The organism is Paraburkholderia sp. GW821-FHT02A12 (genome assembly GCF_059422005.1).
On the sequence record NZ_JBWKWA010000002.1, the window covers coordinates 1,959,302 to 1,984,805 of the forward strand.

Sequence of the window (25,504 nt, forward strand, 5' to 3'; positions counted from 1 at the left end):
CGTTTACGGCGTCTAAATTCATGCGCCTTAAAAACGCATATGAAAACAGCGATTCAGTTCTTGCCTGGTCTGAGCGCATGCGCATAGCCGGTGAGTTCCAGATAAGCGCGTCCGACAGCGACACCTTCGCGGCTCACACGCGCCGCACCCTCCCAATACACCGCACCGGTCGACTGCCTCGAGTCAAGTTCCTGATCGTCCATCAGCGGATCGACTTGCCAGCTAAGTGCTCCGGTTTTGACTGTCATCGATACAGGGTATGACGTGTTCGTACGCGGCGAGCGCCATGCGCGGACCGGTGTGAAGTCGACCTGGCTGGGGTCAAACGTTGTGATGTGGCCGTCGCGGTTCCTCAGCGTTGCATGTGCCCATATCGCATGTCCGTCGCGGCCGCGTACCTTGAACGCCATCAAAGCCGAGCCATCCGTCAGGTTTGCGCCGAGCCAATCCCATCCCACCGCATCGGCGTCAAGCAGGGTGCTCGACCATTCATGATCGAGCCATGCGGCGCCGGTGACGGCCGTCTCGTGCTTCGCTGCGGCGCTCGCCGCGGCCGGCCGGACTACGCTGCCGGCCACGCGCAATTGCGGCTCGCTGTAGTAATAACTCGCCTGCTCGGGCCTGGGACCTTTGCGCGAGTACCCGCGTTCGCCTTGCACCAAGGGAGCCTGCGTCGGCGTCAGCGAGAGATGCAGCGAAAAACCGTTGGCATCGACTGTCACGTCGTAATGGCCGTCGACAGCACGCACGATTTTCCATGCATCGAGTTTGACGTCGGTATTGTCCGGTTTTGCGTAGGCGAGTCCGAAGCCCTGACGGGCGATGCGTTGATCGTGAGTGAGGTGCCCGACGGCAGGATCGCTTAGCGCGGCGTGCGCGATGATCAATTGCGAAGGCGCAAATGCACTCGGATCGGCAGGATCGTGGCCAGTCGCCGAGCGGAAAAAAGTGATCTGGAAACCAAGCGGCCGATTATCGGGTGTAGTGAGCCAACCGGTTGCATACCACCACTCGGTGCGAAAAGACGCGTGTGCGCCACTGTCCTGGGGAAAGACGATCGGATGGTCCGGTGTGACTGCCGTGAATTCTGGCGCGGCGGCGAATGCCGACGCGTGAATCAAAAAAGCGGTGCAAAGCAGTGCGCAAACCTTCGAAAGCCCCCGCATCACCAATCCTCCTTCACCGCGCGCACCGCATCCACCGACACCGCGCCGCGCCCCGCGATCACCGCCGTCGAGCACGATGACACCAGCATCACAAGCGCAACCGTACCCAGCACCGTCCATGGAATGTGCAGCGACATGCTCCAGTGAAACGACTGCGGATTGACGACGAACACGAGAATCAGACTGATCGCGAATCCCAGAACGAAGCCTATCGCGATGCCGCAAGCGGTGAGCATCCCGCCTTCCAGCGCAAGAATCGCGAGGATCTGCGTGCGGGCCACGCCCACGTGCCGCAACATGCCGAACTCACGAGCCCGCGCGAGCGATTGCGCAGAAAACGTCGCCGCCACGCCGAACAATCCGATCACGATGGCGACGGCCTCGAGAAGGTAAGTCACAGCGAAACTCCGATCGAAGATGACCAGCGTACGCGTGCGAATCTCGTCCGGTTGCGATAGATCCATCGACTCACCGAAGGGCAGCGCGCGCAACCCCGCAATCACGTGTTCGACACCCGTTCCTGATTGAACGGTGACGGCCACGTCGGTCGCTCGATTGTCGGCGGTCAAGCGCCGATAGTCGGCAAGCCGAATCTGGATCGCGCCGGTCTGACGCACATAATCACGCCATACGCCGGCCACCACAAACACGTGACCGCGCTCGCCGAGCGGCAACTGCACGCGTTGGCCGAGCTTGTAACCGTACAGGTCGACCATTGCTTCGGAGACCCAAACAGGTGTTTCGCCATCATGCAATGCGGAAGGAGGCAGCACCGCTCCCGTCATTTGCAGATTTGCGCCCGGATCGGCTGCATCGATTTCACGCGCAAGCACGGCGACGTCCGGCCGCGCGGGATCGAGCGTGAGATGCGAGATGCGAGCAAACGCAGCTGCTTTGATGCCTGGTACGGCCGCCAGCAGAGTCTGTTCGTCGGGCCGCAAGCCGCCGGTGTCGCTGTTTGGCGCAATGCGGACGTACAGGTCGGCGAAAAGCAGGTGGCTCAACCAGTCTTCGACGGAAACGCGGAAACTGGCCACCATGATCGCCATCGCGACGATCAGTGCGAAGCTCGACAACACCCCGCCCATTGCGATCGATGCGTGGCCCGGTGCGTTCGCGAGGCGCGCCAACGCCAGCGTGCCGGCGGCGCCGGCACGATGCCGTGCGGCGAACGCGCGGCTCGCCACACCGAAGATCGATGCGGTGACGCGTGGCATCAAGGCGATGCCGCCCACCAGCAACAGGGCGACGGCAAGATAGCCGCCGATAGGCGCGTCGAACCAGGGTGGCAACTGTGTGAGGACGGCGGCAACAAAAAGGCACGCCAACGCGGGCCACGGCGTAGCGAGCCGCGCCAACGCGCCTTCTTCGGCGCCGGCCTTGAGCGCCGTGGCCGGCCGCGCGCGGGCGGCTTCCAATGCAGGTGCAAGGCTGCCGAGTACCGACACGGCGATGCCGAGCGTCAGAAACAGCATGCTGGCGAGCGGTTCGAAACCGACTTGCGGCTGCACGCCAGGAAAGTAGCCGCCACCCAGGTCGCTGCCGAAAAAATGCAGCGCGATGCTCGCCATGACATAGCCGAGCGCGAGTCCAGGCAACGAACCCAGCAAGCCGAGCAGCGCGCCTTCTATCAGAATCTGGCGCAACAATTGGCCGCGTGTCAGCCCGAGCACGCGCAGCATCGCAAACTGCGCGCGGCGCCGCACGACCCCTAAGGCCTGTGTCGAAAACACCAGGAAGGCGCCGGTGAAGAGCGCGACCAGTGCGAGCACGTTCATATTGATTCGATAGGCACGCGATAGACGGTCGGTGCGGCTTTCGGCGTCGCGCGTTTCGGAAATCACCCACTGGCTGCCGAGCCGCGCTTGCAGAAAACGCTTGAAGCGTTCCCGATCGACGCCGCGTTCGAGTTGCAGATCGATGCGTGAGAGCTTGCCCACGCTGCTGAACTTCCATTGAGCGGTGGCGATATCCATCACCGCGAGCCGCTGGCCTGGTCGCGTTCTTACAAGGCCGCCGGCTACGCGTAAGCGCACGATCTCCGTGCCGTTGCGCAGCGACACGTAGTCGCCGATTTTCACCTTCAACCATTGCTGTGCCGCTGACGAGAGAAACACCGTGTCGGCCGCGAGCGCATCGTACGGATGATCCGGCGACGGCACACCGATCAGGTCGGGCGCGATACGGCTTGCCTTGAAGATGTCGATGCCGAGTACCGGCAGCGGAGTGTTCTGATTCGGCACGCTGACATCGAGCGCGAGAACGGGACTGGCCAGCGCCACGCCGGGCTCGTTGGACAAGCGCGGATAGATGGACTCGTTAAAGCCTGCTTGCGCGCCGCGTACTTGCAGATCGGCCTGGCCCGACAGGCTTCGAGTTGCCGCGGAGAATTCATTGAAGGCCGCACTGTTGATGAGTTGAACGGCATAACCGAGCGCCACGCCGAGCGCGATTGTCGCGATAGCGACCAATGCGCGCCCGCGATGGCTGCGCCACTCGGCGCCAAGCAGCCAGCGCGAGAGGATGCGGTGGCCTCTCATGCACAGCAGTGACCGCGGCTCAGCGCGCATCATCGGCTGAAGGCGCCGTGGAGTGCGAATCGGCGAGCGAACCGGAAAGCACGGCACGGCCCGATGCATGCAAGCCGCCGTCGCTCAGAATCAGGATACGGTCGGCAATCGCCGCGGCCGCTTCCGAATGCGTGACCATGATCGTGGCCGCGCCGTTTGCCTTGCATTCCGCGCGGAACAGAGCGAGCACCTCGTGCGCGGTAGCGGGGTCGAGGTTGCCGGTGGGTTCGTCGGCGAGGATCAATTTGGGGTGATGCACGAGCGCCCGCGCGATAGCTACGCGCTGCAGTTCCCCGCCCGACAGTTGCCGCGGAAAGTCATCGCCGCGACCGCTCAAGCCTACGGCTGCGAGCATATCGAGCGCGCCGGCAGTGGGCAGCTCGTTCAATAGCAGAGGCAGGGCCACATTCTGCGCGAGCGTCAGATGGGGCAGCACGTGAAACGCCTGGAACACGAAGCCGAGTTTTTGCCGGCGCAGACGCGTCGCCGCGTTGTCATCGAGACGGGAAACTGCGCTGCCGTCGATCATCACATCGCCGCTATCCGCGCGGTCGAGGCCCGCAATCAGATTCAGCAACGTCGATTTGCCGACGCCCGAGTCGCCCATGATCGCGACGAATTCACCGGGCTCCAGGGCGAAATCGAGTTGCGCAAGCACGACGCGGCCGCCGTACGTTTTACTCAGCGCGCGGCACTCGAGCGCGGGAGCGACACCTTCATTACGAAGCACCATGCGGTATCCGATAAGTCTGGCCGGCGAGGGCGGCGTCGCGCGATGCGAAGAAACATGTGCATCGTGCACGAGCAGCGGCCCTGAATCGCCGCAGTATATTCGGGTTGCGATTAACAGGCGAAGCAGATCCGAAAAAGAGGTGCGGCGAGAGTCGAGTCACACTCCACGGCCTCAAGCTTTCAATTTGCTATCTGCTAACGCGGGTCGACGGCGCACTTCGCGAGGTGATTGTCGAAAAATGCCCTGTTTCAGAGCATAACGGGCTTCCACAGACCTCGCGCCTCGCAATCCAATTGTGCGTTTGCACATTTCATCTTTTTTCGCAAGACCCACGTTCTGCAACGGCGCGTTTCAGAAAACATCTTTTTGTCTTGATGCGCTGCAAAATTTTTTAGATAAGGGTAATCTCTTACTCCTTGCTGATTTGCCTCAAATAAACGTCGACTAGCACCGCCCCGACCTCCTCAGCGAACCAAATCCTTCAAATACATTTCAATGCTTTCTGTTTTGAAGGCATTGATGTGGTGTTTTGTACTTCAAGTATCGAAAAGAACACATGTCATTGCCTCCGCTTCTTAGCCTTCTAATCTGGATCCCCATTGTTGCCGGCCTGGTGGTGTTGCGTGCCGGATCAGATCAGGCGCGCGGCCGTACCCGACTGCTCGCGCTCGCAGGCGCGGTAGCGGGTTTCCTGCCGGTCATTCCGCTCGTCACCCACTTTCGCAATGACGTGACGGCCATGCAGTTCGTCGAGAACGTCAGATGGTCGCCGACGTTCGACATCGCGTGGCATGTGGGGGTGGATGGCATTTCGCTGTGGCTGGTCGCGCTGACCGCGCTCACCACCATCATCATCGTGATCGCCTCGTGGGAGTCGATTACCGAGCGCACTGCGCAGTATTTCGGCGCGTTTCTGATGCTGTCGGGCTTCATGCAAGGCGTCTTCACATCGCTCGACGGCATGCTGTTCTTCATTTCGTTCGAAGCGACGCTGATTCCGCTCTACCTGCTGATCGGCACGTGGGGGCACTCGAACCGCTCGTATGCGGCGGTCAAGTTCTTCTTCGTCTCGTTCCTCGGCTCGCTGATGATGCTGATGTCGATGCTGTATCTGTACACGCAGACGCACAGTTTCGACCTTGCGCAATGGCGTGAAACGCATCTGGGCACCATGCCGCAGGTGCTGATCTTCCTCGGTTTCCTCGCCGCGTTCGGTGTGAAGGTGCCGATGTGGCCGCTGCATACGTGGCTGCCGGATGTCCACCTCGACGGACCGACCGGCGCCGCCGTGATGATCGGCATGCTCAAGCTTGGCGGTTATGGTTTGCTGCGCTTCGCGTTGCCGATCGCACCGCAGGCAAGTCACTTCTTCGCGCCGATGATGATCACGCTGTCGCTGGTCGCGGTGATCTACTCGAGTCTGCTGGCACTCGTGCAGACCGATATGCGCCGCCTGCTCGCGTATTCGACGGTCGCGCACATGGGACTCGTCACGCTCGGCCTGTTCGTCTTCAATCGTATCGGCCAGGCCGGTGCGATCGTGCAGATGCTGTCGTACGGCGTGGTGTCGGGCGCGATGCTGCTGTGCACGGGCATGCTCTACGACCGCACGCAAACGGCCTCGATCGCCGAGTACGGCGGCGTTGCCAACACCATGCCGAAGTTCGCATCGTTCGTGATGCTGTTCTCGATGGCCAATATCGGCTTGCCCGGCACCTCGGGTTTTGTCGGCGAATTCATGGTGCTGATGGGCGCGATCCGTTTCAATTTCTGGATCGGCGCAATCGCCGCGACGACACTGATTCTGAGCGCGGCCTACACGCTGTGGATGTACAAGCGCGTGATCTTCGGCGCGATTGCGAATGCCCGCGTTGCGAAGCTGATGGATCTCGGCAGACGCGAGTTCGTTTTGCTCGGCGCAATGGCATTGCTGGTGCTGGCGATCGGCCTCGATCCCAAGCCGTTCACCGATGCGATCGATCCGTCGGTCGGCACGCTGCTCGCGCAATCGGAGCGCAGCACCGCACATCCTTCGGAGTCCGCACCGGCCGACGGCGGCGATCATTTGCAGGCGGCCGCGCCGGCTGTCGCGGCCGCCCGCTCACCGGGCTGATCGCACCGCGACACTTCGACACCGCAAGCGCTGCGTTCCTGTCAAGGTCGCGGCGTTTTTGCGCCACACCTGCGCGTGAATCAACGCTGCGCAAACAAGGCTGGCATGACGTTTTAGCCCTTGTTTCAAGGTGTTTTTCGATGAATTGGCTCCGCAATGCATAACGTCAGCATGCACATGATGTCCCGTTAAGCGACAGCAGTTGTGAAGCAAAGCCCCGTCAGGGGAAAGTATGGCGGGTTTTTTTCGCTCGATTCGCTCGAAGGCACGCGCGTTCAAAATACGCGGCGCTCCGCATTGACCCGCCCGGAAACACGCGTTAGCATCGTTTCCATGAACGCTTCTATCCTTTCCCGTTTGCATTCCATGCACGCATGCTGTTGCAGCCTGCCAAGGGGAGCTTGCGTCTAGCGAGTCGATCGGTACACGTTCATGTCCCTGAGGCCACCCGTCATGAGACCGGTGGCTTTTTTGTTTCGCCGTTTCGTTTTTAGTGCGCTCAACGCCAAGGGAATTCAAATGCCGCTTGCCTTGTACGACACCTGGTCGCGCACCATGCGCGCTTTCACGCCGATCAATCCGGATTACGTGGGCATGTATTGCTGCGGCCCGACGGTGTACGACCACGCGCATATCGGCAATCTTCGGACCTATGTGTTCGAGGACGTGCTGCGGCGAGTACTGGCGTTGAACGGCTACGCCGTGCGGCACGTCGTCAATATTACCGACGTCGGCCACCTCGTCTCCGATGCCGACGAAGGCGAAGACAAAATGGAGAAGGGCAGCCGGCGCACCGGCGAATCGGCATGGGCGATCGCCGAGCGATATACCACGGCCTTCATGAGCGACTGGCGGGCGCTCAACTTGCTGGAGCCTGCCGTCTGGTGCCGCGCGACCGATCACATCGCCGAACAGATCGCTTTCATCGCCGAGCTCGAACGCAACGGCTACACGTATCGGACTTCCGATGGTGTGTATTTCGACACGAGCAAACAGGACGACTACGGTTTTCTGGCGCGTCTCGATGTGGCTGGCTTGCAGGCCGGCAAGCGCGTTGCGGTAGGCGAGAAACTGCGCGCTACGGACTTCGCGCTATAGAAGTTCAGTCCATCCGATGCGACGCGGCAAATGGAGTGGGACAGTCCGTGGGGGCGCGGCTTTCCGGGTTGGCATATCGAATGCTCGGCGATGTCGGCGAAATATCTTGGCGTGTGGTTCGATATTCATTGCGGCGGCGAAGACCATATCGCCGTGCATCACAGCAATGAAATTGCGCAGACGCAGGCGCGCCACGGCACACGTCTGGCGAACTTCTGGATGCACGGCCATTTCCTTATGCTCGATGCCGCCAGGATGTCGAAGTCGGCTGGCGACTTCGTACGCCTGCAGACGTTGATCGACCGCGGCATCGATCCGCTGGTGTATCGCTATTTATGCCTGACCGCCCACTATCGGAGTACTTTGTGTTTCAACGCGGACGCGCTCGACGCCGCGCAAGCCGCCTTGGATCGCTTGCGTAGAATCTACGCGCAATGGCCGGAAGGCGGCACACCCGATGCGCATTTCGTGGCCCGCTTCAAGGCCGAGGTCGACCAGGATCTGAATTTGCCGCGCGCGCTTGCTGTGTTGTGGGAACTCGTTAAAAGCGATCTGCCGGCGGCGACGCAACGGGCCACCGTCGATTGCTTCGATACCGTGCTTGGATTGCGGCTCGCGGACTGGAAGGCGGACACGTTTGCCATTCCCGCGGATATCGCGCTGCTGGCCGGGCAGCGTGAGAAGGCCCGAGCCGGCAAAGACTGGAGCGAGGCCGACCGCCTGCGCGAAGCGTTGAAGGCGGCCGGGTGGCATATCGAAGACAGCGCGAGCGGGCAGTTGCTGCGTCCGCTCGATAGGACCAGATTGTGAACGTAAGCGTGGCGGCGCCGGCTTTTTTCAGGCGCCGCGGCGCAATAGTGCAACGCTGCGTTTCGCGCAGCAACGGCGGCGGGAAATCCGTCGTGCAGATGACGATCGCGCGCTGCTGACAGATTTGATGTGGGTCGCCAGTCATACGGCCGCGGCGCGCCGCGCCGGCATGACCGACGAGATGTTCGGCGAACTGCTGGCGGTGGTAGGGATGGCGAACGAGACTAACCGGCTCGCGGTGGGCTATCGCGTCCCGATCGATCCCGCGTTCGAGTAACGATAGCCCGCAGCTTCAGTGCTGCGCGCCGCGCCATTCAGTCAATAAGGCGGGTAACTCCGCCATGTCCTGAAAGACGTGAACCGCGCCGGCGCCGTGCAGTGCAGTTGCGCTGCTGTGGCCCAGTTCTCGCGGGCAGTATCCGAACACCGTGGCGCCGGCCGCCACACCCGCGGTTGCGCCCGTCACGGTATCTTCCACGACCGCGCAGCGTTTCGGGTCCACGCCCAATGCTTTGGCTGCGGCCAGATAGACATCGGGAAACGGCTTGCTGCGAGGCGTTTCGTGACCGCTGAAGATGCGCCTTTCGAAGCAGTCGAGGATGCCGGCCTTCGTCAGTTGCAATTCCACTTTGATCCGGTCGGCGCCCGAGGCCACCGCGATGCGTCCATCGAGTGCCGTGTGCAGCGCGTGTACTGCGGCGGCCGCGCCAGGAATCGCCACCAGTTCCCGATCGAGCGCGGCGTTGCGGCGCGCTCGAAATTGCATGAGCCACTCCGTGGTGATCGCGAAGCCGGTGCGCGCTTCGATCAGCGGTGCTTCATCCTTGACGGCTTTGCCGACGAAAATACGCATCGTCTTTTCGACACTCAGGCGCCAGCCCAGCTCGCCGAGCATCTCGGTCAGCACGCGGTTGGTGATGGGTTCGGAGTCGACGAGCACGCCGTCGCAGTCGAAGAGTACGGCGTCGAAAGGGAAATCGGCCATCTGGCGGGGGTACGGATAGAGTTTTGCGGAATCGGGAAGGATACCGCACCGGCTCGGGCAGTGCGGCGCGGCCGGTTAAGGGCGGGGCGTGCGGTTTTGCTTATAACGCCATGACGCATGGCGGATTGCGTTGCGGCGGCGGCTACCGCACGAACTCGAATCGGTGCGGATGCAACTGATGCGGCGCGGTTGAGGGTTGCCTACGGCGTCAGGTTTCTTGGTCTGGTTGCCTTGGCGGCGGCATTTCTCTGTGAAAAGAAAAAACTAGCGACGGATTTTTCCGCCTCCGTCGTTTAACAAGAAACGGAGCCTTTCCGGCCTCCGGCACAACGCGGGAGCAACCACCATGTCACTGACCAAACCGGTCCGCCTACTCATGGCCGCCTTTGCGGCCACCGCGGCGCTATCAGCCGCACCAGCCCCAGCATCGGCGCAAGCCATCATCGTGGCCCCCACAGCGCCACCCCCACCGCGTGTGGAGGTCGTTCCGGCGCCGCGCGTCGGCTCCGTCTGGGATCAGGGCCGCTGGCGCTGGGACCATGGGCGTTATGTATGGGTGGGCGGCCACTGGCAGCCAGTGCGTGCCGGCTATCGCTGGGTACCGGGCCATTGGGTGCAGCGCGGTCCCAACTGGCGCTGGGTCGAAGGCCACTGGGCCTGACGGCATAGCCGCCGCACCCGCGCCCGCCTGGCACCAGACGCCAGGCACTACAACATAACCAGACAGGGTTGTCATGAAAACGCTCCTGATTGTCCTCCTGGCAGCTACGCTCGCTGGATGTGTCGTTGTCCCGGCGCGGCCGGCCTACTATCGCCCTGCGGTCGTCGTATATTGATTGCTACGGACCTGGAAGCCAGGCGCCGGACGTCACCCAGTAACGATCTGCGTACTGGAGGAGCACGTGGAGTGCATCCAAAGGAGCGACGGCAAGTGAATAGCGCATGTTCGCGAAGGCGGTTCACCGAACCAGCATGGCTCGCGCGCGCCGACCGTCGGTGGCAAGACAAAAGGCCCGCACCACGGGGCCGAACGCCTTGAGCGAGCGAGATCCCGACGCGGACCTGGTGGCGCGGGTCGGTCGACAGGAGCCGGCCGCTGTGCGCTCGCTCGTCGCGCGCAAATTGCCACGCTTGCTGGCGCTCGCCACGCGCATGCTGGGCGACCGCATGGAAGCGGAAGACGTTGCGCAGGAAGTCTTTGTGCGGATCTGGAAACAGGCGTCGCGATGGAAAGAAGGCGAGGCGAGGTTCGACACCTGGGTGCATCGAGTCGCGCTCAATCTCTGCTACGACCGGCTACGCGGCCGGCGCGAAGACCCGCATGCCGAGTTGCCGGACGAGGTCGACCCGGCCGCGCTGCCCGAAGCGGCACTCGAAACCCGCGCCAGGGATCAGCGGGTTCGCGAGGCGCTGGCCGCGTTGCCGGCACGGCAGCGTGAAGCGTTGGTGCTCAACTACTACCAGGACATGTCGAACATCGACGCTGCCGCCCTGATGGGTATCAGCGTCGATGCTCTGGAAAGTCTGCTGGCTCGCGCACGCCGCAATCTGCGCGCTCAACTGGCCGGCAGCGGCCTTAACGAGGACAAGTCATGACGCGCGAAAGATTTCACCAGATCGTCGAAGCCTACGGCGCCGATCCGCGCCGCTGGCCGGAACAGGAGCGCGCGGCGGCTGAGGCATGGGTCGCGCTGCATCGTACCGAGGCCGGCGCGGTATTGACTGAAGCGGCCGGAATCGATGCGTGGCTTGCCGGCGATACGGTCGACCCGCCGGACGCTGCATTGCACGAGCTCATCGTCGCGAGCGCGCCGGTGCGGCGGCCGGCTGCACCGCGCCGCCGGCTTTGGTGGTCAGGCGCGACGGTGGCGGGCGCCGGCCTGTTGGGCGGCTTGGCGGGCGCGTTCGCGGTGTCGTTTTTCGTCTTGACGGGGACCGCGGAGCAAGTGCGCGACGCGTCTTATTTAACTTCGAGTTTCGGCGGTTCTTCCGCCGATTGGAGCGGCGAATGAACGGCCGGTCATGGAAATTCGTGCTGGTGGCCTCGCTGGTGCTCAATGTGTTTTTATTGGGCGCGATTGTCGGCGGTGCTTATCAATGGTTCGCGGCGCACGGCGCAACGGGCACGGTGCTGGCGCAGCAGCGCGCCTTGCGTTTCGCCGCCGGGACGCTGTCTGCCGAGCGCCAGAAGGCTTTCGTCGATGGCTTGAAGAACGCGCGGCGCGAGGGGCGTCAGTTTGCGCGAGAGGGGCGCGAAGGGCGCCGCGAAGTGCTGCGTCTGCTGGCCGCGCCGCAGTTGGATCGCGCCGCGCTCGACGCCGCGCTGGCACGCACGCGCGATGCCGATAGCGCGCTGCGGGCGCAGGTGGAAAGCAGCGTGGCGGATTTCGCGGCGACGCTCTCGCCCGAGGAGCGCGTCAAATTCGCCGAGAGCCTGAAGCTGCGGGGACAATGGCGTGAGCCGCAAGCAGCCGGGAATGCAGACAAGCCGGCGAACCGGCCGGCAAGCGAACCAGCGGGCGAATAAAAAAATTCCATAGCCGCGCGACGGAATTCATCGTGGTGGCCGTTTAAAGCTTATATCCCACGCCGAAGAGGACGGTATGGCCACCACATCGAACGTCAACGCCGCAGCGCTTGCGCTCAACCGCTTCGGCCTTGGCGCGCGTGCCGACGACACGCCGCCCGCCGATCCGAAGGGATGGCTGCTCGCGCAGTTCGAGCAGTATCAGCCGCGGCCCGCTGCGTGGACGAGTCAACCCGATTCGGTGGCGCTTGCTGCCGAGTTCGAGCAGCAGCGCGTGCAGAACCGGCAGAACCGGCAAGCGCAGAACCAGCAAGCGCAGAACCAGCAGGCGCAGAACCAGCAGGCGCAGAACCAGCAGGCGCAGAACCAGCAGGCGCAGAACCAGCAGGCGCAGAACCAGCAGGCGCAGAACCAGCAGGCGCAGAACCAGCAGGCGCAGAACCAGCAGGCGCAGAACCAGCAGGCGCAGCAGATCCGGCAAAGCGCGAGTGACGCTCCAGCCACGCAACCGGCCAACGCGCAGACTGCTTCCCAGAGCGACGCGCAAGCCGCGCAGCAAGCCGAAAGAAAAGCGTTACGCAGCGAAGTTCTGGACCTCTACCGATCATCGGTCAATGCGCGGGTGGCAAGCGCGCTCACCACGCAGACGCCGTTCATCGAGCGGCTGGTCCACTTCTGGGCGAACCACTTCGCGGTGTCCGCCGAAAAACCGGGCGTCGCCGTGCTGGCAGGCGCATTCGAAGCGGAAGCGATCCGCCCGCACGTGCTGGGCCGTTTCGAAGACATGCTGATCGCCGTCGAGCGTCATCCGGCGATGCAGTTGTTTCTCGATCAGACGCGCTCGGTCGGCCCCGACAGCGTCGCGGCGATGCGCGCCGCGCAGCGCAATCCGGATCGCAGACGCGGCCTGAACGAGAATCTCGCGCGCGAAATCATGGAACTGCACACGCTGGGCGTGCGCAGCGGTTATAGCCAGGAGGACGTCACCGAATTCGCCCGCGCGCTGACCGGCTGGAGCGTGGCCGCTTATCAAGGCGCTCAGCCGAACAGCGCGCCGCCCGGCAGCTTCGTGTTTCGCACGGCGCTACATGAACCGGGTGCGCGAACCATCATGGGGCGCCGGTACGACCAGTCAGGCGACGAGCAGGCGCTTGCGATCCTGCACGACCTCGCGAGCGCGCCGGCGACCGCACAGCACATCGGCGGCAAACTCGCACGGCATTTCGTCTCCGACAATCCACCTGCGGACGTGACGGAGCGGCTGGCGAGCGCGTTTGCGCGCAGCGGCGGCGATCTGCCCACGGTTTACCGGGCGTTGCTGGACATGCCGCAAGCGTGGTCGCCGGTAGCCGTCAAGTTCAAGACACCGTGGGAATGGACCCTTTCTTCGATGCGCGGGCTCGGCTGGCAAGACCTCGGCAACCTGCAGGCCGCGCCCATCCTGACGCAACTCGGCCAGCCGGTGTGGCGGCCGGGTTCGCCCGCCGGTTATGACGACATTGCAGCGAGCTGGGCCGCGCCCGATGCACTGGTGCGCCGGGTCGAGGTAGCGCAGCGCTTCGCAGCCCGCGTCGGCGACCGGCTCGACGCACGCGCGCTCGGCCAGACCTTGCTGGCTGGTTCGCTCAGTGCGCCGACTGCCGCCGCGGTGTCGCGTGCCGAAAGCGCATCGACCGCAATTGCGCTGCTTCTGGTGTCGCCGGATTTTCAACGGAGATGAATGCCATGCTTTCCCGCCGCAAGTTTCTGGGCTACGCCGCCGCCGCTGCTTCTGCCGCTGCTTCTGCCGGTGTAGGCGCGATTTTCGTAGCGCCGCATGTCGCGTTCGCGAATGTCGCCACCGAGCGCCGTTTCGTGTTCGTGATCCAGCGCGGCGCTGCCGATGGTTTGAACATCGTCGTGCCGTACGCCGAACCGGACTACGCAAAACTGCGCGGCGCGCTGGCGATCAATACCTCCACTGCCACGCGGCTCGACGGCACCTTCGCGCTGCACCCGGCGCTCGCGCAGACCGCCGCGATGTATGCGGATCGCCAGGCGTTGTTCGTGCATGCGGTGGCGTCGCCATATCGCGACCGCTCGCACTTCGACGGTCAGAACGTGCTCGAGACCGGCGGCGCGTCGCCGTATCAGATGAAAGACGGCTGGTTGAACCGGCTCCTCGCGTTGTTGCCGGCCACGCGCGAGCGTGCGATCGCCTTCGCGCCGACCGTGCCGATGGCGCTGCGCGGCAACGCGGAGGTGACATCGTACGCGCCCTCGGCATTGCCGCAAGCACCGGACGATCTGCTCGCGCGGGTCTCGCAACTGTACGACCAGGATGCGCAACTGCGGCCGCTGTGGGAGTCGGCGATGGCCGCGCGTGGACTTGCGGGCGACGCCGGCCCGCGTCAGGATCCAGCGAGTCTGGGCAAGCTTGCGGCCAGCTTTCTTTCGCGCGACGCCGGCCCGCGCATTGCGATGATCGAAACGGGCGGCTGGGATACGCATAGCGCGCAGAATCCGCGGCTCGCGAATCAGCTGAAAGCGCTCGACACGATGCTGGCCGCGTTGCGCGACGGCATGGGCCCGTTGTGGAGCAAGACCACCGTGCTGGTGGCGACGGAGTTCGGCAGGACCGCCGCGGCCAACGGCACCGGCGGCACTGATCACGGCACCGGTTCGGTGGCGATGGTGATCGGCGGCGCGGTGGCGGGAGGGCGCGTGCTCGCCGACTGGCCCGGTCTTAAACCCGGCGACCTCTACGAAGCGCGCGACCTGAAGCCGACCCTGTCGCTCGATGCATTGATCGCCGGCATCACGAGCGAGACCTTCGGGCTGGATCCTCAGCGCTCGGCAAGAGCGCTGTTCGGGGAGGTCCGGCCACTGACGGGGCTCGTGAGTGTCTAGTTTTTAACCCCCGCCGCCATTAGGCGTCCCAATAGTCAACTTGTTGTTCACCGACTTCACGCCGGCGACACTCTTGGTGACTTCTTCCGCCTTTGGAATCTGCGCCCCATCGGGCACCGTCCCAGTCAAAGTCACTGCGCCGCCACGCGCCCGGACAAACACGTTCGACACATCAAAACCCTGCGCTTTCGCCAACGCCTTACGCACGTCCAGACCCAGCTTGCGGTCCATCTTCCTGGTCGCTTTCGCACTAGCAGCAGGCGCGGCCGTATCGGTCGTCGCCATCGCATCGCTCGACTGGGCATAAGCGCTGGACGCTACCGCAACGCACAACGCGATGCCGAGTGCTTTCAAAAGTTTGACTGTTTTCACGGTTTCTCCATTCCTCGAAAAATTGATTTCGCATCGTTGCATGAAAAAAACCACGCGCTTGCGAGCGTTGCACCGCCCGCGAGGGGCCCGCTGTCTTATAGAGGATTGACGTTGTGACGCTCCCGGCGCGCTTAAACAATACTCCAGCAAATCCTCTGGCGTTGAAAAAGCTGGCGGCGGTTCCTGAGCATGAACGGCTCAGCTTCATGGAGCAGGTGCGCGAGCTCCATCACGTAGCGTGGCCGACAACCCGGCGCGGCATCGAGAAGGCGCTCGACGATTACCGCACGCTCGGTGTCGCAACCTCGTTCGGCGACTGGCAGAAGGATGTGAACGGCATTGCGCGCGCGTTCCAGCCCGGCGGCGAACTGCCGGTCATGGCGATCAACGTAGGTGGGCCCTCGTTCAAGCTCTCGAAAGAGTTTCTGCTCGAAGACGTGCGGCCACGTCTGATCGACGTGGTGACGCAGCTCGAAAGCGCGCTGTCGCATTGAGCTGCTGCTGTCCACGATCTGGGTCTGCGATCAGAACCAGTGAGGCGACATGGTGAGCGTCGTGTCGTCGAGGCCGCGCAGCGTTGCGAGCATGAGTGAGACGCGCGGCAATTCCCAACGGAAAAACCACTGACACGCATGCAGCTTGCCGCGATAGAAGTCGCACTCGGCGTCGCTCGTAGCCCCAGGGAGTGCCGCGCTTGCAATCAGCGCTTGCCGCAACCACGTCCACGCAATCACAAACTCGCGTGAGTTGATGATCAGCGCATCAGGCATGGGATAGGGCCTGCCAAAAAAGAAGCCGCTATGCGGAACGGCTGCGCAAAACAACGCGCATCGCATGAGCGCGGCCCGATTGAAAAACGCGGTATCCGGGTAAGTCCCAATGATCCGCCAGCCAAGCGATGCGTGTCAGTTTATATCGAAAGTGAATGATCGTGCTTTTATTTACACGCCGAATTTCGGCACGTATGATGGTCAGAAAATCTGGAATAGACGTCTGCATAGCAGAACAACCTGGGCAATCTGGAGGAGCGTCGTAATGTCAGTGAAAGACCTGTTTCGACTGGACGGCAAAGTTGCACTGATCACCGGAGGTTCGCGTGGACTTGGCCTGCAAATGGCCGAGGCACTCGGAGAGATGGGCTGCCGCGTCGCGATCACGGCGCGCAAGGCCGACGAGCTCGCCGAGGCGAAAACGCATTTGCAGAGCCAGGGCATCGAGGTGCAGACCGTCGTCAACGATCTGCAGCGTTTCGAGGGGATTCCGGGGCTGGTGGATGAAGTGCTCGGCCTGCACAGCCAGATCGATATTCTCGTGAACAACGCGGGCGCGACATGGGGTGCGCCCGCCGAGGACTATCCCGACGAAGCGTGGCACAAGGTGATGAACCTGAACGTCAACGCGCCGTTTTTTCTTGCCCGCGAAGTCGGCAAGCGCAGCATGATCCCGCGCCGCGCCGGCAAGATCATCAACATCGCCTCGGTCGCGGGCCTGACGGGTTCGCCGCCCGGCATGAACACGATTGCGTACAACACGTCGAAGGCCGCGGCGATCAACTTCACGCGCGCGCTGGCGGCGGAATGGGGCAAGTACAACATCAACGTCAACGCAATCTGTCCGGGTTTCTTTCCTTCAAAGATGTCCGTGGGGCTGCTCGACAAGCTCGAAGACATGATCGTCAAGCGCACGCCTTTGCAGCGGCTCGGCGGCGAAGAGGACCTGAAGGGCCCGGTCGTGTTCCTCGCGAGCGAGGCATCGCGCCATATCACCGGCCAGTATTTCGCGGTGGACGGCGGCGCCATCATCGTCTGACGCACCGTTTGAAGAGCAGGGCGCGAGGGCTGCGGCCGCGCTTTGCTCACACGCTTTGCTCACGTAAACAAGGGCGCGGCGTGCGCTGCGCGCGAATGATGCGTGAACCACGCGCAACCCCGGCGCGCACAGATCGTAAAAGCAGGAGACGCCTATGAACGAACGCCACCATCCGCATTGGCCGCCGCAAGTGCCGCTGCATCTGACGCTGCCGCAGACCAACATTTTCTATAACGCCGAGGTATCGGCGGCGCGCTTTCCCGACAAGCCCTTCATCATTTTCTACGACACGCCGGTCACCTTCGCCGAGTTCAAGGACGAAGCCGAACGGATCGCGGGATTTCTCCAGCAGGAATGCCACGTAAAGGCCGGCGACCGTGTGCTGCTCTATATGCAGAACAGTCCGCAATGGATCCTCGCGTACTACGGGATCTTGCGCGCGAACGCGGTGGTCGTGCCGGTCAATCCGATGAACCTGACGACGGAGTTGCGTCACTACGTGGAGGATAGCGGCGCGACCACGATCGTCGCGCCGCAATGCCTGTTTCCACAGGTCGAACCGCTGATGGGCGACGCGCCCGATCAGGGACTCAAGTATGCGATCGTCGCGACGTATAGCGACTATCTGAAGCGTCCGTCGCCGATTACGGTGCCTGAATTCGTGTCTGCCCCGCGCAAAACGTTCGACACACCGGGTGTAACGCCGTGGCGCGACGTGCTCGAGCGGCGCATTGCGCCTGGTCCACTCACCACCGGTCCCGACGATCTGTGCGTGATGCCGTACACGTCCGGCACGACAGGCAAGCCGAAGGGATGCATGCACACGCATCGCAGCGTGATGAGCACGCTGCTCGGCGGTTGCGTGTGGTTCTCGGCCCCGGCGGACGGAATCTATCTATCGGTGCTGCCGTTTTTTCATGTGACGGGCATGCAGGGTGGCATGAACAGCGCGGTTTTTTCCAGTGCGACGATCGTCGTGCTGCCACGCTGGGATCGCGAGGCAGCCGCGCTATGCATGCAGAAATATCGCGTGACCGCGTGGCAGTCGATCTCGACGATGATGGTCGATTTCCTGTCGAATCCGCAGCTCTCCGAATACGATCTGTCGAGCCTGACGGGCACGCGCGGCGGCGGCGCGGCGATGCCTGATGCAATCGCCAGAAAACTCAAGACGCTGACCGGGCTTGATTACGTCGAAGGTTATGGCATGTCGGAGACGATCGCCGGCACGCACATCAATCCGCCGCATCGTCCGAAGCCGCAGTGCCTCGGCATTCCGGTGTTCGACGTGGACTCGCGCGTGATCGATCCGGCCACGCTCCAGGAACTCCCGCCAGGCGAAACCGGCGAAATCGTCGTCAATGCGCCGCAGGTGATGCAGGGCTACTGGCGCGATCCGAAGGCCACGCAGGAAGCGTTCATTGAACTCGAAGGCAAACGTTTTCTGCGAACCGGCGACCTCGGCCATATCGACGAAGACGGCTACTTCTTCATGACCGACCGTCTCAAACGGATGATCAATGCGTCGGGCTACAAGGTCTGGCCCGCCGAGGTCGAGGCGCTCATGTACCGGCATCCGGCGATACATGAGGTTTGCGTGATCGGAGTGAAAGACGAGAAGCGCGGCGAGACCGTGAAGGCGCTGGTGGTGCTGGACGCAGCGCATGCAGGCACGATCGATGAAAAGGAGATTATCGCGTGGGCGCGTGAGCAGATGGCGCCGTACAAGGCGCCGCGTATCGTCGAGTTCGTGACATCGCTGCCCAAGTCCGGTAGCGGAAAAATATTGTGGCGCAAGTTGCAGGAAGAGGATGCGGCGCGCGCCGAGGCCAATGGAAGCAATGAAAGCAACGGAACCCGCGGAGGTGCCCCGCAATGACATGGCTTGAAGCGTTACTGTGCAGCGGCTGTCCGCACTGACCTTCATCGACGCGTTGCCGCGCAGTCCGATTGGCAAGGTGCTGAAACGGGAGTTGCGCGAGCAGGTCTATCCGGCCCGCCGCTGATTTTCCAGAACGGCGACGCTCACCGACAAAGGAGCAAAGGGACAACGCATGGAACATTTCGCAGGCAAGGCGTTGAAGGGCTAATGCAAAAGGGGCGGCTGTCTTGCCGCCCCTGAGTGTCACGACCCGCTGAAGCCTTACTTCGAAGCCGTCGCGAGCGAATTCAACCCCGCCGACTTCAACTGTCCACCCTGAACCACTGCCGCGAGCGGATTGCCGATCACGAAGCCGCCGCGTTCATCGACGCCCGTCACGCTCTGCGGATTGTTCTGCTGAGGCAGCGCCTTCACCGCCTTGTCGAACTGGTTACGGATTGCGGTTGCATCGCTGACGCTGCCGGCCAGTTTCATCGCGAGGGCTGTAGCGTAGACCGCGGTGTAGTTGAGCGACACTTCCTGGCTCGGGTCGCGCCCGCCATGGCTCTTACGGAAGCGTTCGACGAACGCTTTCGCCGCGGGCGTTTCGTCGCTGGCGAGCGGCAACACGCCGATCGCTCCGTTCAGCGGCGCATAGCCGCCAGTCACTTTGGCCACTTCATCGAGCTTGGCCTGATCCATCACGATGAAGCCGCCCTTGAAGCCCAGTTCGCGCGCCTGCTGCACGATCAGGCCGGTCGGCTCCGACGGGCCGCCGATAAACATCACGTCGGGTTTGGCAGCCAGCACGCGGCTCACGCCGCTGTAGAAATCCGTGGCGCGGTTATACGACATCGAGTTGTCCGCGACGATCGTGCCGCCGGCCGCTTCCCAGGCGGGCTTGAATGCGGCGACCCAGACCTTGCCGTAGTCGGTATCGGTGGCCGCGAGCGCGACCTTCTTGCCGTACGCCGCCATTTCGTACTTGATGAACGCGTTCAGATATGACGTGAACGCAGGCGGAATCCGCACGGTGAGCTTGTTGCCGCGCTCGCTGATCTGCGGCACGCTGGTGTACGACAGCAATAGCAATTTCTGTTGCTCGTTGCTGGTCTGCACCGCGAAGCCCCCGCCCGAATGCGGCACAAGAACCACGGCAGCCTGCTGTTCCTGCGCGAGACGCCGCGCATTGATCGCCGTTTCGCTCGGGTTGTACTTGTCGTCGAGCGGTACGATTTCGAATTTGATCTTCTTGCCGGCTACTTCGATACCTGCCTGATTGACGTCGGCCGCCGCCATCCGCATGCCGTCGAGCACTTCCTGGCCGTACTTCGCCGCGCCGCCGCTCAAGGGGCCGGAAAAGCCGATATGCACCACCTGCTGCGCCATCGCGGCACTCGCGCTCAACAGCGCGGTCGTGGCGACTGCCGCGCACAATCCGGCCTGGCGGCACAAGCGTTTGATCGTCATACACGTCTCCTTTGGATTGATCGAATCTTCCGGCGCAAGGTGGGCCGGTTTTTGTGCAAGCGCGCGGGCAGGCCGTGAACGTCCTGGCCTATCCGCCGACGTAAGCGCGCCGGATCGCTTCGTTGTTCATCAGGCTCGACGGTTCGCCTTCGAGCACGATGCGGCCGTTCTCGATCACGTAGGCCCGATGCGCGATCTTCAGCGCCGCGAATGCGTTCTGTTCGGCCAGCAGCACGGTGGTGCCCGCGCGATTGATTTGCTGAATCACGTCGAAGACCTGCTTGACCACCAGCGGCGCGAGGCCGAGCGACGGTTCGTCGAGCAGCAGCACCTTGGGCCGCGCCATCATCGCGCGGCCGATCGCGACCATCTGTTGCTGGCCGCCACTGAGCGAGCCGGCCGGATGATCCTTGCGTTCGGCGAGCAGCGGAAACAGCGCGAACACCTGGTCGAGATTGCGCTGATTGCCGGCTTTGTCGCCGCGATGCACATACGCGCCGAGCGTGAGGTTTTTCAGCACCGACATGCCCGGAAACAGCTTGCGGCCCTCGGGGCATTGAATCACGCCGCTGCGAACGATCTGCGCGGGCGTCATGCCGAGCAGTTCGCGTTCGCCGAAACGCAAGCTGCCGCTCGCGGCGCGGCGCAGGCCGCTTGTCGCGAGAAAAATCGAACTTTTGCCCGCGCCGTTCGCGCCGAGCAGTACCACCAGTTCGCCGTCGTTCGCGTGCAGATCGATGCCGTCCAGTGCGCGAAAACTGCCGTAGTCGAGCGCGACGTTGTCAAACTTCAGCATGCTCGCTCCCAAGGTATGCGTCGATCACGGCCGGGTTCGCGCGAATTTCCGCAGGCGTGCCCTCGGCGATTTTCTTGCCGTAGTTCAGCACCATGATGCGATCGGCGAGCTTCATGATCATGTTCATCTTGTGCTCGACAAGGCACACGGTCACGCCGTGTTGCACCAGCTTGCGGATCAATTCGGCGAGGCCCTCGGTCTCCTCCGGATTCACGCCGCCCGCCGGTTCGTCGAGCAGCATCAGGCTCGGTTCGGTGGCGAGCGCGAGCGCCACCGCCGCGCGTTTGCGCTCTTCCTGCGAGATGTCGCCGGCCATCCGTTCGGCCATCGCCGACAAGCCGACGAAGTCCAGCGCCTCGCGCGCCTTCTCGCGGCAGATGCGTTCCTCCTGCTTCAGCCGCGACGAGTGAGTCAGCACGTCCCACAGCCCAGAGCGCGTGCGCAGCCGGTGGCCGACGATCAGGTTGTCCAGCACGCTGGCGCGATCGAACAGCGCGGTGGACTGAAACGTGCGAGCGACGCCGAGGCGCGCCATCTGATCAGCGCCCATGCGCGTGACGTCCTGGCCCTTGAACACAATGCGGCCTGAAGTAGGCAGATGCATGCCGCTGATCAGATTGAAGAAGGTGGTCTTGCCCGCGCCGTTCGGGCCGATGATCGCGTTGATCTTGCCCGCTTCGATGTGCGTGCTGATGTCGTCCACCGCGACGAGGCCGCCGAAGCGTTTGCTGAGCGAATCGATTTCAAGCATGGCGGTCTCCGTGCGCGGGTTGCGACCGGCGCGCGACGATGCCGCTCTTCGGCGCGGCACGTTTCGCGCGCTGTCCCTTGCGCGTTTGATGCAAACCGACGATGCCGTTAGGCAGAAAGATCACCAGCAGGATCAGAATCGGACCGAACACCACGAAGCGGTATTCCTGCAAGAACTGCAGATACTGCGTGAGCCACGGCACCGCCAGCGCACCGAGCAGAGGACCGGCGAGCGTGCCGATGCCGCCGACCAGCATGTACATCGTCATATCGAAGGTATGGTCCACGCCCGCGAGATCCGGCCCGAGAAAGCGCACGGAGCCTGCATACAGACCGCCCGCGAGGCCGGCGTAAATCACGGAGAGTACGAAGGCCAGCACCTTGTTGCGCATCAGGTTGATGCCGAGCGACTGCGCGAGCCCATCGCTATTGCGGATTGCCATGAAGGTGCGGCCGAGCAGCGAGTTGACGATGCGATGCATGACCCACACGCCGAGCACGAGAAAGGCGAGCACCAGGTAATAGAGCGCACGCGGATTCTCGAACGATACGATGCCGAAACCGGTTGGAGCGGGAATGCCGATGATGTCCGCCACCCCATGCGTGAGGCTGTCCCATTTCTCGATCACGAGGAACATGATGTAGCCGACGCACAGCGTGAAGATCGAAAAGTAATGGCCGCGCAAGCGCAGCGACACGAGGCCGACCAGCACGCCGAGCACCGCGGTCACCACGCCCGACGCGACAAACGCGATCCAGAACGGCACATGATGGTCGACCGTCAGAATGCCGACGGTGTACGCGCCGACCGCCATGAAGCTGCCGTGCGCGAGATTGTATTGGCCCGTATAGCCAGTGATCAGATTCAGCCCGACGGTGGCCAGCGCGAAGATGTACGCGGTGGACATCACGGTGAGCATGTAGTCATTGGTGGCCAGAAACGGAAACACGACACCGAGTGCGCATAGCAGCGCCCAACCCAGCTTGCCCTCGAATAATTTCATGATGCGCGCAGTTCCCTGGTGAACAGGCCTTGAGGACGAACCGACAGAATCACCACCAGCGCCACGAACGCGATGATGTCCTTGTAATCGGTCGAGATGTAGAAGGCGCCGAAGCTCTCCGCCATGCCGATGATCAGCCCGCCCACGATCGCGCCCGGCACGCTGCCCATGCCGCCGAGAATGATGATCACGAAGGCCTTCAGAATCACCAGTTGCCCCATTGCCGGGTAGACGAGGTTGATCGGCGCATAGAGCGTGGCCGCCACCGCCGCGAGCAGACCCGAGATGCCGAAGGTGAGCATCGTCACCTTGTTGGCGTCGATACCCATCAGCGATGCGCCGTCACGGTCCTGCGCCATCGCGATGATGCTCGAGCCGATCACCGTGTATTTAAGGAAGAGTTGCAGCAGCACCACACACGCGAACGCGCTGCCGATGATCAACAGGCGCTGCAACGGCGCGGTCACGCCGCCGAGATCGACGATGCCGGCATACGGCGTGGCCATCCGGTGAAAGTCGGCACCCCAGATCGCCTGCGCGCCGGCTTCGAGAAACAGCAGCAACCCTATGGCGGCGATCATCGGATGCAACTCGGAAGACTTGCGCAGCGGATGGAACACCAGCCGCTCGGCGAGAATCGCCAGCACGGCGACGGCGAGTCCGGAGCCGATCATTGCGAGCCAATAGTTGCAGCCGAGCCGGCTCATCAGGTAGAACGACACGAATGCGCCCACCATGTAGAACGCGCCGTGCGCGAAATTCGGCACTGCGAGAATGCCGTAGACGAGCGTGAGTCCGAGCGCGACGAGGCTGTAGATGCCGCCCAGGGTCAGCCCGTTGAGAACCTGCTGCAAAAACATATCCACGCTTTTACACCCTCCGGCTGGGCACACGTTATCGACTGTTTCAAACGCTCATCGATGCGGACTGCAAAACGCGATGTGCGGTGGCGCGAGAGAAATTTGGCACGAGCGTTCGCTTAGCGTCAATAGGGTTTTCTATTCTCACGTTCTGCATTGCAGATTATTAGGGAAGTCACTTATGCGAATGGTCAGCGGGTGGGGGCGCGTGCCACAGAAAATGCGTAACAGATGAAAGCCGCGTCGGCAATCCGCACAACCTGTCGGCGCCGCGTTCGCAAGCGGCTCCTTCGTCATGCGATTCCTGCTAGAACATATGGCGGATGCCGAGGTTCACACCGGCCGTCGTGCCCGTGACTTCGTTCAGCGCGTTGTTGACTGACAACCCAGCGTGCATGGCGCCGTGATTGTTCACGAAGCCGACTTGCCCATAGACCACCGTCGCCTTCGACAGTGAATAGTCCACGCCCGTCGACGCCATCACCGAATGGTTGGTCGAGTTGTTCGCGTCGCGGGTGTACCACACGCCGGCATCGACGTTCAGCGCAGGCGTGATGCGGTAGCTGGCGCCGCCGGAATAGACGCGGTCGTTGAACGACCCCGCCACCTTGTATTGCACATACGAGGCCTTCACGGTCAGGTTGTTGAATACGTAACTCCCACCGAGCGCGCGGCCGTCGAACGCGACCACGCTCGGGATCGCGATCGATGCGGCGCTGCCGCCGGCGTTGCCGCTATAGAGCGCCGCATCGACGGTCAGCGAACCGAGGTGATAGCGCAGGCTCGCCGAGTACTGGCGGCCCGCCTGGAAATTGCCGGCCGCACCGCCGAACGCCATCAGCGCGCTGGCTTGCAACCCGGCGATTTCCGGCGACGTATACGAAATCGCGTTCGGGTTGAACAGGCCGGTCACATAGACGTTGTTGAGGTAAGTGACGAGACCGCTGCCGAAGTACGCCATCTGGCGCGGATCGAAGTCGTACACCGCAAGGAAGAACGGCGAGAACTGCAAACCGGCCTTGACCGTACCGAATGCGCCATCCACGCCGACCCACGCCTGGCGGCCGAACTCGTTACCGTTCGAGTTGCTCAGCGAACCGTTGGCGATGCTGATGCCGCTTTCGAGTTCGAAGATCGCTCTCATGCTGCCGCCCAGATCCTCGACGCCGCGCATGCCGAAGCGCGAGCCGGAGAGGCCGCTGTCGGTAAACGAGTACTGGTGGCCGGCATTCTGGCCGGTCGCCGCGTTCAGTGTTTTGCTCGTGTAGAGGATCGAGCCGTCGACGATGCCGTACAGCGTGACACTGCTTTGCGCATTGGCGTTCGGGGCCGATCCCAATGCGCATGCGCCCACTAATCCGAGCATGACTCCAACCCGATTGCGATGACTTGCCGGCATGCTTCGTGTCTCCTTGTCTATTGGAATCGATTGAACTGGCGAAGTGATGCTTGTCCTGCACGGTGCTGGCGATCTGCTGCGCGTTGCGGTTTCAACAGACGATGCCAGGCCCTCGCAAGCTGATGAGGCATGCGAAATATTGCGTCTGCTGGTTGATTCCTGAATGCAGTTGGCCTGCTGTTTGTCTCCTGATCGCGCGACCCACCGGGCGCCGCAATGAGTTCGTCGATTGGCGTGCTTGCGCACCGAATGCACGCGCAATTTGGCACGACCGTTCGTTCTATGTCAACGG

The 25,504-nt window shown here is 62.7% G+C and carries 22 protein-coding genes and 2 pseudogenes; 12 read left to right on the forward strand and 12 right to left on the reverse strand.

Annotated elements, in window-relative coordinates; genetic code table 11:
* Nucleotides 1–53 precede the first annotated feature (53 nt).
* From AC07WT_RS30185 to AC07WT_RS30195, 3 genes are read right to left on the reverse strand one after another with little or no spacing between them, the layout of a single operon-like run.
* Nucleotides 54–1,166, reverse strand: a complete 1,113-nt coding sequence (locus tag AC07WT_RS30185; RefSeq protein ID WP_494949790.1) for a lipocalin-like domain-containing protein — start codon at nucleotides 1,164–1,166, stop codon at nucleotides 54–56.
* Nucleotides 1,166–3,706 carry an FtsX-like permease family protein gene (locus AC07WT_RS30190; RefSeq protein ID WP_494949791.1) on the reverse strand — a complete coding sequence of 847 codons (2,541 nt, stop codon included), beginning with the start codon at nucleotides 3,704–3,706 and terminating at the stop codon, nucleotides 1,166–1,168. Before AC07WT_RS30190 ends, AC07WT_RS30185 begins: the two co-directional genes overlap by 1 nt.
* A 19-nt stretch (nucleotides 3,707–3,725) precedes the next feature.
* Entirely contained in the window at nucleotides 3,726–4,469 is a 744-nt protein-coding gene (locus AC07WT_RS30195) for an ABC transporter ATP-binding protein (RefSeq protein WP_492596109.1), read from the reverse strand.
* Between the two features lie 556 nt (nucleotides 4,470–5,025).
* Between AC07WT_RS30195 and AC07WT_RS30200 the strand changes: the two genes are divergently transcribed.
* From AC07WT_RS30200 to AC07WT_RS30210, 3 genes and pseudogenes are all read left to right on the forward strand, one after another.
* On the forward strand, nucleotides 5,026–6,582 hold the full coding sequence (locus AC07WT_RS30200; RefSeq protein ID WP_494949792.1) for a complex I subunit 4 family protein: 1,557 nt from the start codon (nucleotides 5,026–5,028) through the stop codon (nucleotides 6,580–6,582).
* A 519-nt stretch (nucleotides 6,583–7,101) separates the two neighbouring features.
* Nucleotides 7,102–8,490: pseudogene (cysS, locus tag AC07WT_RS30205) on the forward strand (cysteine--tRNA ligase).
* Between the two features lie 133 nt (nucleotides 8,491–8,623).
* Nucleotides 8,624–8,767 (forward strand): annotated as a pseudogene (locus tag AC07WT_RS30210) (carboxymuconolactone decarboxylase family protein); the annotation flags it as partial.
* A 15-nt stretch (nucleotides 8,768–8,782) separates the two neighbouring features.
* Here AC07WT_RS30210 and AC07WT_RS30215 read toward each other — a convergent pair.
* Nucleotides 8,783–9,475: an HAD family hydrolase gene (locus tag AC07WT_RS30215; RefSeq protein ID WP_494949793.1), complete on the reverse strand. Its 693-nt coding sequence runs from the start codon at nucleotides 9,473–9,475 to the stop codon at nucleotides 8,783–8,785.
* Nucleotides 9,476–9,821: 346 nt separating this feature from the next.
* Between AC07WT_RS30215 and AC07WT_RS30220 the strand changes: the two genes are divergently transcribed.
* The 6 genes from AC07WT_RS30220 to AC07WT_RS30245 all read left to right on the forward strand — a co-directional run bounded on the left by AC07WT_RS30220 (nucleotide 9,822) and on the right by AC07WT_RS30245 (nucleotide 14,891).
* Entirely contained in the window at nucleotides 9,822–10,136 is a 315-nt protein-coding gene (locus AC07WT_RS30220) for a YXWGXW repeat-containing protein (protein WP_494949794.1), read from the forward strand.
* Nucleotides 10,137–10,447: 311 nt separating this feature from the next.
* On the forward strand, nucleotides 10,448–11,071 hold the full coding sequence (locus AC07WT_RS30225) for an RNA polymerase sigma factor (protein ID WP_494949795.1): 624 nt from the start codon (nucleotides 10,448–10,450) through the stop codon (nucleotides 11,069–11,071).
* A complete protein-coding gene (locus AC07WT_RS30230; protein WP_494949796.1) occupies nucleotides 11,068–11,487 on the forward strand; it encodes a hypothetical protein in 420 nt (139 codons plus the stop codon). The genes AC07WT_RS30225 and AC07WT_RS30230 overlap by 4 nt, the downstream gene beginning before the upstream one ends.
* On the forward strand, nucleotides 11,484–12,002 hold the full coding sequence (locus tag AC07WT_RS30235) for a periplasmic heavy metal sensor (RefSeq protein ID WP_494949797.1): 519 nt from the start codon (nucleotides 11,484–11,486) through the stop codon (nucleotides 12,000–12,002). Before AC07WT_RS30230 ends, AC07WT_RS30235 begins: the two co-directional genes overlap by 4 nt.
* Nucleotides 12,003–12,078: 76 nt before the next feature.
* Nucleotides 12,079–13,722 carry a DUF1800 domain-containing protein gene (locus AC07WT_RS30240; protein WP_494949798.1) on the forward strand — a complete coding sequence of 548 codons (1,644 nt, stop codon included), beginning with the start codon at nucleotides 12,079–12,081 and terminating at the stop codon, nucleotides 13,720–13,722.
* A 5-nt stretch (nucleotides 13,723–13,727) separates the two neighbouring features.
* Nucleotides 13,728–14,891 carry a DUF1501 domain-containing protein gene (locus AC07WT_RS30245; protein ID WP_494949799.1) on the forward strand — a complete coding sequence of 388 codons (1,164 nt, stop codon included), beginning with the start codon at nucleotides 13,728–13,730 and terminating at the stop codon, nucleotides 14,889–14,891.
* 3 nt (nucleotides 14,892–14,894) lie between these two features.
* On the opposite strand, the gene AC07WT_RS30250 is transcribed toward AC07WT_RS30245, so the two are convergent.
* Nucleotides 14,895–15,263: a BON domain-containing protein gene (locus AC07WT_RS30250; protein WP_492596100.1), complete on the reverse strand. Its 369-nt coding sequence runs from the start codon at nucleotides 15,261–15,263 to the stop codon at nucleotides 14,895–14,897.
* Between the two features lie 161 nt (nucleotides 15,264–15,424).
* On the opposite strand from AC07WT_RS30250, the gene AC07WT_RS30255 reads away from it, so the two are divergent.
* Nucleotides 15,425–15,757: an IclR family transcriptional regulator gene (locus AC07WT_RS30255; protein ID WP_494949800.1), complete on the forward strand. Its 333-nt coding sequence runs from the start codon at nucleotides 15,425–15,427 to the stop codon at nucleotides 15,755–15,757.
* Between the two features lie 30 nt (nucleotides 15,758–15,787).
* Here the strand turns inward: AC07WT_RS30255 and AC07WT_RS30260 are convergent, their stop codons facing one another.
* The gene (locus AC07WT_RS30260) at nucleotides 15,788–16,033 is read right to left on the reverse strand and encodes an acyl-CoA dehydrogenase C-terminal domain-containing protein (protein WP_494949801.1); all 246 of its coding nucleotides are present in this window, start codon (nucleotides 16,031–16,033) and stop codon (nucleotides 15,788–15,790) included.
* A gap of 265 nt (nucleotides 16,034–16,298) precedes the next feature.
* On the opposite strand from AC07WT_RS30260, the gene AC07WT_RS30265 reads away from it, so the two are divergent.
* Together AC07WT_RS30265 and AC07WT_RS30270 are read left to right on the forward strand one after the other, a co-directional pair.
* Nucleotides 16,299–17,072: an SDR family oxidoreductase gene (locus tag AC07WT_RS30265; RefSeq protein ID WP_494949802.1), complete on the forward strand. Its 774-nt coding sequence runs from the start codon at nucleotides 16,299–16,301 to the stop codon at nucleotides 17,070–17,072.
* Nucleotides 17,073–17,226: 154 nt separating this feature from the next.
* On the forward strand, nucleotides 17,227–18,951 hold the full coding sequence (locus AC07WT_RS30270) for a long-chain fatty acid--CoA ligase (RefSeq protein ID WP_494949803.1): 1,725 nt from the start codon (nucleotides 17,227–17,229) through the stop codon (nucleotides 18,949–18,951).
* Between the two features lie 264 nt (nucleotides 18,952–19,215).
* Here AC07WT_RS30270 and AC07WT_RS30275 read toward each other — a convergent pair whose 3' ends face one another.
* The 6 genes from AC07WT_RS30275 to AC07WT_RS30300 all read right to left on the reverse strand — a co-directional run bounded on the left by AC07WT_RS30275 (nucleotide 19,216) and on the right by AC07WT_RS30300 (nucleotide 25,212).
* Nucleotides 19,216–20,403, reverse strand: coding sequence for an ABC transporter substrate-binding protein (locus AC07WT_RS30275; RefSeq protein WP_492596095.1), 1,188 nt, complete (start codon nucleotides 20,401–20,403; stop codon nucleotides 19,216–19,218).
* 88 nt (nucleotides 20,404–20,491) lie between these two features.
* A complete protein-coding gene (locus tag AC07WT_RS30280; RefSeq protein WP_492596094.1) occupies nucleotides 20,492–21,199 on the reverse strand; it encodes an ABC transporter ATP-binding protein in 708 nt (235 codons plus the stop codon).
* Nucleotides 21,186–21,950, reverse strand: coding sequence for an ABC transporter ATP-binding protein (locus tag AC07WT_RS30285; RefSeq protein ID WP_494949804.1), 765 nt, complete (start codon nucleotides 21,948–21,950; stop codon nucleotides 21,186–21,188). The genes AC07WT_RS30280 and AC07WT_RS30285 overlap by 14 nt, the downstream gene beginning before the upstream one ends.
* Nucleotides 21,943–22,953, reverse strand: coding sequence for a branched-chain amino acid ABC transporter permease (locus tag AC07WT_RS30290; RefSeq protein WP_492596092.1), 1,011 nt, complete (start codon nucleotides 22,951–22,953; stop codon nucleotides 21,943–21,945). Before AC07WT_RS30290 ends, AC07WT_RS30285 begins: the two co-directional genes overlap by 8 nt.
* The gene (locus tag AC07WT_RS30295) at nucleotides 22,950–23,813 is read right to left on the reverse strand and encodes a branched-chain amino acid ABC transporter permease (RefSeq protein WP_494951080.1); all 864 of its coding nucleotides are present in this window, start codon (nucleotides 23,811–23,813) and stop codon (nucleotides 22,950–22,952) included. The genes AC07WT_RS30290 and AC07WT_RS30295 overlap by 4 nt, the downstream gene beginning before the upstream one ends.
* 307 nt (nucleotides 23,814–24,120) lie before the next feature.
* On the reverse strand, nucleotides 24,121–25,212 hold the full coding sequence (locus AC07WT_RS30300) for a porin (protein WP_494949805.1): 1,092 nt from the start codon (nucleotides 25,210–25,212) through the stop codon (nucleotides 24,121–24,123).
* Between the last annotated feature and the right edge of the window lie 292 nt (nucleotides 25,213–25,504).